This window comes from Mycobacterium sp., assembly GCF_025965855.1.
GTDB lineage: Bacteria > Actinomycetota > Actinomycetes > Mycobacteriales > Mycobacteriaceae > Mycobacterium.
The window spans coordinates 1-6,975 of record NZ_JAOPWB010000056.1 but is presented as its reverse complement, the minus strand read 5'-3'; the positions used below and the strand labels follow the sequence as shown (position 1 = coordinate 6,975).

Here is a 6,975-nt window from a genome sequence, read left to right as displayed (position 1 = left end):
ATACCCGGCATCCATCCCGCGGTGCTGGGTCTGGGAAATCATTTGGTGGACAACGGGTTCACCGTGGCCATGCCGTCGCTGTTCGGGGAGCCGGGCAAGCCGAAGACGGTCGGCTATACGGCCGCTGTCATCGCGCGGGCTTGTGTGGCAAGGGAATTTGCCGCGTTTGCGACCGGCAAAGAGCGGCCCGTCTCGCTATTCCTGCGCGCGCTGGCCCGTGACCTCAACGCATCGACGCCCGGCAAGGGTGTCGGCGTCATCGGCCAGTGCTTCACCGGCGGCTTCGCGCTGGCCGCCGCGGTCGACGACAGCGTGCTGGCCCCGGTGCTTTCCCAGCCGTCGGTGCCGATGCCGTTGGGCCGTGCGCGACGTGCCGACACCGGTCTGAGCGAATCCGAGATGACCACCGTGGCCGATCGCTGCGCGAACGACGGCCTGTGCGCGATGGGCCTGCGGTTCAGTGAGGACAGCGTCGTGCCGCGGGAACGGTTCGCGGCGCTCAAGGAGCGGCTCGGCGACGCGTTCGAGGTCATCGAAATCGACTCGCGCGCGGGCAATGACGGCGGCTTCGGCAAGAGGGCGCACTCGGTGCTGACCGACGAGGTCCGCGAAGTTGACGGTCAACCCGCTTACGAGGCCCGCAAACGGGTAGTCGAGTTCCTGACCGAGCGGCTTAGTTAGGGAAGTTTTCAGACGCATGGCGACCGACAACCGCGTGGTCGAAACCACCCACGGCCCGGTCCGGGGCTCCACCGGCTTGGCGGGCGGTGACATCAGGACCTGGAGGGGCATCCGGTACGCCGCGCCGCCCGTGGGCGACCTGCGTTTCCGGCGACCGGAGCCCCCGCAACGGTGGGCGGAGGTCGCCGACGCCACCTCCTACGGGCCGGCCTGCCCGCAACCGTCCTTTCCCAACATGCCCCTGGATCTCGGTGCGCCGCAGGGCGAAGACTGCCTGAGCCTGAACGTCTGGGCCTCGGCGGACACCGGCCCCGGCGACGCCAAACCGGTGATGGTGTGGCTGCACGGCGGCGCGTACGTCCTGGGGTCCAGCAGCCAGCCGCTCTACGACGGCAGCCGGTTGGTCAGCGGCGGTGACGTCGTCGTGGTGACGGTCAACTATCGGCTCGGGGCGCTGGGCTTTCTCGACCTGTCGTCGTTCAATACCGCGCGGCGCCGCTTCGATTCGAACATCGGGCTGCACGACGTGCTGGCGGCGTTGCGCTGGGTGCGCGACAACATCGCGGCGTTCGGCGGCGATCCCGAAAGGGTCACGCTGTTCGGCGAATCCGCCGGCGCGGGCATCGTCACGACGCTGTTGACCGCCCCGGCGGCCGAGGGCCTGTTCGCCGGCGCGATCGCCCAAAGTTCCCCGGCCACATCGGTGTACGACAGCGACAGGGCCCAGCGTGTCGCCGCGAGCTTCCTCGACAAGCTGGGACTCGACGTGGGCGCATTGCCCGACGCCCCGATCACGGCGATCCTGGCCGCGTCCCAAGAGGTGTTCGACGAAGTGCCCGTGCGCAATCCGGGCACGTTGGCGTTCGTCCCGATCGTCGACGGCGACCTGCTGCACGACTACCCGGTGAAGCTGGCGCAGCAGGGGAGCTCGCACCCGGTCCCGTTGATCATCGGCACCAACAGGCATGAGGCGGCACTCTTCCGGTTGATGCGCTCGCCGCTGATGCCGATCACCCCGCGCGCGATCACGTCGATGTTCACCCAGATCGCCGCCGAACAGCCCGACCTGCAATTACCCACCCAGGAGCAGATCGTGTCGGCGTATTCACGCTTCCGCCGCAAGGCAAGGTTTTTGAGCATCGCGACCGACGTCGGGTTCCGGATGCCGACGGTGTGGCTGGCCGAGGGTCACAGCAGGGTGGCGCCGGTGTACCTGTACCGGTTCGACTACTCGACCCCGTTGCTGAAGATGCTGCTGGTCAGTGCCGCCCACGCTACCGAATTGCCTTATGTCTGGGGCAATCTCGGGGCACCGAAGGATCCGACGTTGAAGCTCGGCGGTGCCAAAACCGCCAAGGCGGTGTCGAAACGGGTACGCACCCGGTGGATTAACTTTGCCACCCACGGGAAACCCGCGGGCCCGGCCGGCGAGCCGGACTGGACGGCCTACCAGGAGGCCGATCGCGCCTGCCTGATCATCGACAAGCGCGACACGATCGCCAGCGATGTCGACGGGCCAATCCGCGCCGCGTGGGGCAGCGAGATGGTGAGCTTCCGCTAAGCCGCGCGAGTCGTTAGTTCCGTGCACGCCGAAATCGACGCTAGCGTGCAGCCCCCCGTCGCACTTCTTCGCGGTAGCGTCGATCTCGACAATGCTGCGCGACGCGGGCCCCGCTACTTCGTCCCGCCGGTGCTCGGCTTGCCGGCCGCGGCCTGACTTTTCATCTGCTGGAACAGGTCCACGTAGTACGGCACGCATTCGGACATCGCCTTGTCGGTGGTGAACAGGGGCTCGTATCCGAGGTCGCGCCGCGCCTTGTCGATCGAGAAGTAGTTGTCCAGATAGAGCCGCTCGACGGCCAGCGGCTCCAGCAGCGGCGCCGGTATCCCGAACCGGAAATGCATGCGCTGCCAACCGGTCATCGCCGCGCGGACCATCGGTCCGTTGATCCGGATCCGCGGCCAGTTCTCCCCGCAGGCCTCGATCACCGGCCGGGCGAACTCGAACATGTTGATCGGCTCGGCGTCGTTGATGAAGTACGCCTGGCCGGGTGCAGTCCCGCCGGGGACCAGATGCTGGGCGGCCAGGATGAAACCGTGAATCAGGTTGTGCACGTACGAGTTATCGAGCCGGGCGGACTTGCGGCCGATCAGCACCTTGACGTGGCCGGCGATCACGCTTTCGAACAGCCTGCGGAACATCGTCTGATCACCGCGACCCCAGATGCCGCTGGGCCGGATCGCACACGTCAGCAGGTCACCAACACCGTTCTGCGCCAAGACGAATCGCTCGGCGACCACCTTGGTCTCGGTGTAGAGGTCGTTGAACCTATTGGTGTAGGGCAGCGTCTCGTCGCCGGCGGCGATGTTCTGCCCGCCCATCACCACGCTGTTGGACGAGGTGTAGACGAACCGCTTCACCCCGGCGGCCTGCCCGGCGTGCACCAGGTTCTCCGTCCCGCCGACGTTGACGGCGAAGCTGCGCTGACGGTATTCGTCGGTGACCGACGCGCCGCCCATCAGCTCGATGACAGCGGCGGTGTGGAACACCGTGTCGATGCCGTCCACCGCCGCGGCGCAGACGCCCGCGTCGGTGACGTCGCCCAGCAGCCCCTCCAGCTGGGGGTGGGCGGGGAGCGGCGAGGGCGCGCGGTCGAAGGAGCGCACCTGGTACCCGCGGTCGAGCAAGGTGGTTACCAGGTTGGCGCCGACAAACCCCGAGCCGCCGGTGACCAGGACGCGGCCGAGTTCGGTTGTCAGTGATGCATCACCCATGCCGGGAAGCATAACTGAAACGTGTTCCAATCTTGACCGGAAGTGCTGCGATCGGGATTGCGGTCAGCCCTCGTCGGGCTGGCCGGCCGCGAGCGCATCCTCGACCCGCTTGCGGGCTCCAGCTAAGTGTTCTTCGCACCTTTTGGCGAGTTGCTCGCCTCTTTCCCACAGCTTCAGCGATGCGTCCAGGTCCAGCCCGCCCTGCTCCAGCAGCCGCACCACTTCGATCAGCTCGTCCCGGCAAGCTTCATAGCCCAGCTGACTAATAGGCGTAATCGACTGCACCGATTCCTCATCATTAGCCGCCATCAGATAGCCCCTCGCTTACCGCCCCCACGGCCCCGTCGGCCACCCGTACCCGCATCCGCGTGCCCGGCGGCGCGTCGTCGACCGAACGCAACACCGCGGCAGGCCCCGCGTCGGGAACGGTCTGCACCACGGCATAGCCGCGGGCCAGGGTGGCCGCGGGGCCCAGCGTGGCCAGCCGCGCGCCGAGGTGACCGACGCGCTCGGTCTCGGCGGCGACCAGGCGCCTGATGTCGCGGCGCACCGCCGCGCGGGCGCGGTGGATTTCGTCGGCGCGCGCCACCAGCGCCGTCAGCGGTTCGGCCAGCACCGGGCGGCTGCGCAACTGGGTCAGCGCGCGCTGTTCGCGGGACACCCAATGGCGCAGGGCCTGCGCGCTGCGCCGGCGCAGGTCAGCGATCAGCCGCTGCTCGGCGGCGGTGTCGGGCACCACCTCCTTGGCGGCGTCGGTTGGGGTCGCGGCGCGCAGGTCGGCGACCAGGTCGCACAGCGGGTTGTCCGGTTCGTGGCCGACCGCGCTGATCACCGGGGTGCGGCACGCCGCGATCGCGCGGCACAGGGTTTCGTCGGAGAACGGCAGCAAGTCCTCGACGCTTCCGCCGCCGCGGGCCACCACAATCACGTCGACCTCTTGGTCGCGGTCGAGTTCACGCAGCGCCTCGACGATCTGCGCGACGGCGTTGGGCCCCTGGACGGCGGTGTTGCGCACCGCGAAACGCACCCCGGGCCAGCGCGCGCCGGCCACGGTCGTCACGTCGTGTTCGGCGGCGCTCGCGCGGCCGGTGATCAACCCGATCATGTTGGGCAGGAAGGGGATTGGCCGCTTGAGCCGAGGGTCGAACAGTCCTTCGGCGTCGAGCAGCCGGCGCAGTCGGTCGATTCGTGCCAGCAGTTCGCCGACGCCGACCGCGCGAATCTCGCTGAGCCGCAACGAGAATGTGCCCCGTCCGGTGTAGAACGACGGCTTGCCGCAGACCACCACCTGGGTGCCTTCGGCGAGCTTTACCGGCGCGTTTGCCACCAGGTCGCGCGAACACGTCACCGTCAGCGACATGTCGGCGGCCGGGTCCCGCAGCACCATGAACACGGTCTTGGAGTCGGGCCGCGCCGTGATCTGGGCCAACTGACCCTCGACCCAGACGGTGCCCAGCTTGTCGATCCAGCCCGCGACCCGGATCGCCACCGCGCGCACCGGAAAGGGGTTCTCCGCGGAGTTGGCTTCGGGGTTGGCCGCTCGGGTCACTTCGCGTTCGCGCGGGTGATCCTGTTGGCGAGCAGCGTCTGGAACGGCGCCCGGGCCTTGGTGGCCTGCTCGTAAGCCAGCAGGGCTTCGAGTTCGTCGACGCTCAGCGACTGCAGCCGGGCCCGCAGTTGGGCCAGCGTCAGCGCCGGGTAGTCGAGTTCGGTTGCCACGTCTGGCTGCGGGACCTTCGCGTTAGCCGACTTCTTCGATTGCCTGACGGACTTGGTCAGTGCGCCGGCGTCCTCATGCGCCTCGGACACCGAGTACAGCGCGAAACGCCCGTCGGCGCGGCGGTCGGCCTCCCCGCCCTCCGCCAACGCGGCGGGGCCGCCGTCGGCGTCATCGGGCAGGTCCTCGTCGAAGGTTGCCCACTCCGGCTTCTCGTCCTTGGGCGGAAAGATCGACTCCAGCGTGCTGTCACCCTTGATCACGAGCTCGGCCAGGTTCTGCTGAAAACGCATCACCAGGTGTGCCGCGGTGCTGGCCAACGTCATCGGGTACATCAGGATGTTTTTCGGCAGCTTCATCGTCTCCTCGACGGCGACTGTCGCCGCGCCGACTATCAGCCGAACTCCGTACGGTGCAGTAGCCATGGCTCCAAGCCTGCCTCAACCGGCGGCTAAGTCCAAGCCCACCGCTGGCCGGTACCCTGGGTGTCATGCCGCCGACTGTCGACATGGGAATTCCCGGTACAGCCAGCTCGGTAGTCAACGAACCCATCCGCCGCAGGGTGCTCCTGGCGGAGCCGCGTGGCTACTGCGCGGGTGTGGACCGGGCTGTCGAGACGGTGGAGCGCGCCCTGCAGAAGCACGGCGCCCCCGTCTACGTGCGCCACGAGATCGTGCACAACCGGCACGTGGTCGACACACTGAAAACGGCCGGCGCCGTTTTCGTCCAGGAGACCGACGAGGTCCCCGAGGGCGCCATCGTGGTGTTCTCCGCGCACGGCGTCGCGCCGACGGTGTACGCCGCGGCCGCCGAACGCAAGCTGCACACCATCGACGCCACCTGCCCCCTGGTGACCAAGGTGCACAACGAAGCCAGGCGATTCGCCCGGGACGACTACGACATCCTGCTGATCGGCCACGAGGGTCACGAGGAGGTCATCGGAACCGCCGGCGAGGCGCCCGAGCACGTGCAACTGGTCGACGGGGTGGCCTCGGTGGACAACGTGACGGTGCGCGACGAGAACAAGGTGGTGTGGCTGTCGCAGACCACACTCTCGGTCGACGAGACGATGGAGATCGTGGAGCGGCTGCGGCAACGCTTCCCGAAGTTACAGGACCCGCCCAGCGACGATATCTGCTACGCGACCCAGAACCGCCAGGTCGCGGTCAAGGCGATGGCGCCCGAGTGCGAGCTGGTCATCGTCGTCGGGTCCCGCAACTCGTCGAATTCGGTGCGGCTGGTCGAGGTGGCGTTGGGCGGCGGCGCCGCGGCCGCCCACCTGGTCGACTGGGCCGACGACATCGACCCGGCGTGGTTGGAGGGTGTCATGACGGTGGGCGTCACCTCGGGTGCGTCCGTCCCCGAGGTGCTGGTGCGCGGTGTGCTGGAGCGGCTCGCCGACTGCGGCTTCGACGTGGTGCAGCCGGTGACGACGGCCCAGGAGACCCTGGTGTTCGCGCTGCCCCGGGAAATCCGGTCGGCCCTCTAACCCTCGTACTCCCAGGACTCCGCGGGAAAGCCGCGTGGCGCACGGGAACGATTCCGGCGCTCGGCGCGCGGTTCGTCCCGGGGCTCGTCCAATGGGGCTTCCCCGCGGTAGCGCACCCGCGAGATCGGGTGGTGCGTCGAGTTGGCGCCGTTGCCGCTCGGGGCGGGGCGACGGCGCCGGGGCTCGTAGGACTCATACGGGTCGAAGCGATCGGGTGCGCCCGGCGGCTCGTAGCCGTCGAAGCGGCCGCCGCGGGGTGCCGGCCGGTCGTAGGGATCGCGGCGGGCGCGCGGCTCGCGACGGGTGTCGCGCG

Annotated in this window: 7 protein-coding genes and 1 pseudogene; 3 read left to right on the top strand and 5 right to left on the bottom strand. The window is 68.6% G+C overall.

The annotated features are described in order from the left end of the window. A partial coding sequence (locus tag JWP83_RS04140; protein ID WP_297726183.1) for a dienelactone hydrolase family protein occupies positions 1 to 681 on the top strand: 681 nt, incomplete at its 5' end. A gap of 16 nt (positions 682 to 697) precedes the next feature. Further along, positions 698 to 2,242 carry a carboxylesterase/lipase family protein gene (locus JWP83_RS04135; RefSeq protein WP_297726181.1) on the top strand — a complete coding sequence of 515 codons (1,545 nt, stop codon included), beginning with the start codon at positions 698 to 700 and terminating at the stop codon, positions 2,240 to 2,242. Between the two features lie 113 nt (positions 2,243 to 2,355). Here the strand turns inward: JWP83_RS04135 and JWP83_RS04130 are convergent, their stop codons facing one another. Genes JWP83_RS04130 through JWP83_RS04115 form a run of 4 tightly spaced genes read right to left on the bottom strand, consistent with a single transcriptional unit; the run spans position 2,356 to position 5,598 of the window. After that, positions 2,356 to 3,468 (bottom strand): NAD-dependent epimerase/dehydratase family protein, encoded by a 1,113-nt coding sequence (locus JWP83_RS04130; protein ID WP_297726177.1) that lies wholly within the window; start codon positions 3,466 to 3,468, stop codon positions 2,356 to 2,358. A gap of 51 nt (positions 3,469 to 3,519) precedes the next feature. Beyond that, positions 3,520 to 3,765, bottom strand: a complete 246-nt coding sequence (locus JWP83_RS04125; RefSeq protein ID WP_297726174.1) for an exodeoxyribonuclease VII small subunit — start codon at positions 3,763 to 3,765, stop codon at positions 3,520 to 3,522. Then, positions 3,755 to 5,005 (bottom strand): exodeoxyribonuclease VII large subunit, encoded by a 1,251-nt coding sequence (xseA, locus tag JWP83_RS04120; protein WP_297726171.1) that lies wholly within the window; start codon positions 5,003 to 5,005, stop codon positions 3,755 to 3,757. The genes JWP83_RS04125 and xseA overlap by 11 nt, the downstream gene beginning before the upstream one ends. Continuing rightward, positions 5,002 to 5,598 carry a lipid droplet-associated protein gene (locus JWP83_RS04115; protein ID WP_297726168.1) on the bottom strand — a complete coding sequence of 199 codons (597 nt, stop codon included), beginning with the start codon at positions 5,596 to 5,598 and terminating at the stop codon, positions 5,002 to 5,004. Before JWP83_RS04115 ends, xseA begins: the two co-directional genes overlap by 4 nt. Before the next feature lie 65 nt (positions 5,599 to 5,663). Between JWP83_RS04115 and JWP83_RS04110 the strand changes: the two genes are divergently transcribed. Further along, the gene (locus tag JWP83_RS04110) at positions 5,664 to 6,662 is read left to right on the top strand and encodes a 4-hydroxy-3-methylbut-2-enyl diphosphate reductase (RefSeq protein ID WP_297726166.1); all 999 of its coding nucleotides are present in this window, start codon (positions 5,664 to 5,666) and stop codon (positions 6,660 to 6,662) included. Here JWP83_RS04110 and JWP83_RS04105 read toward each other — a convergent pair. Next, positions 6,659 to 6,975: pseudogene (locus tag JWP83_RS04105) on the bottom strand (hypothetical protein); the annotation flags it as partial. The gene JWP83_RS04110 and the pseudogene JWP83_RS04105 sit on opposite strands and share 4 nt — an antisense overlap.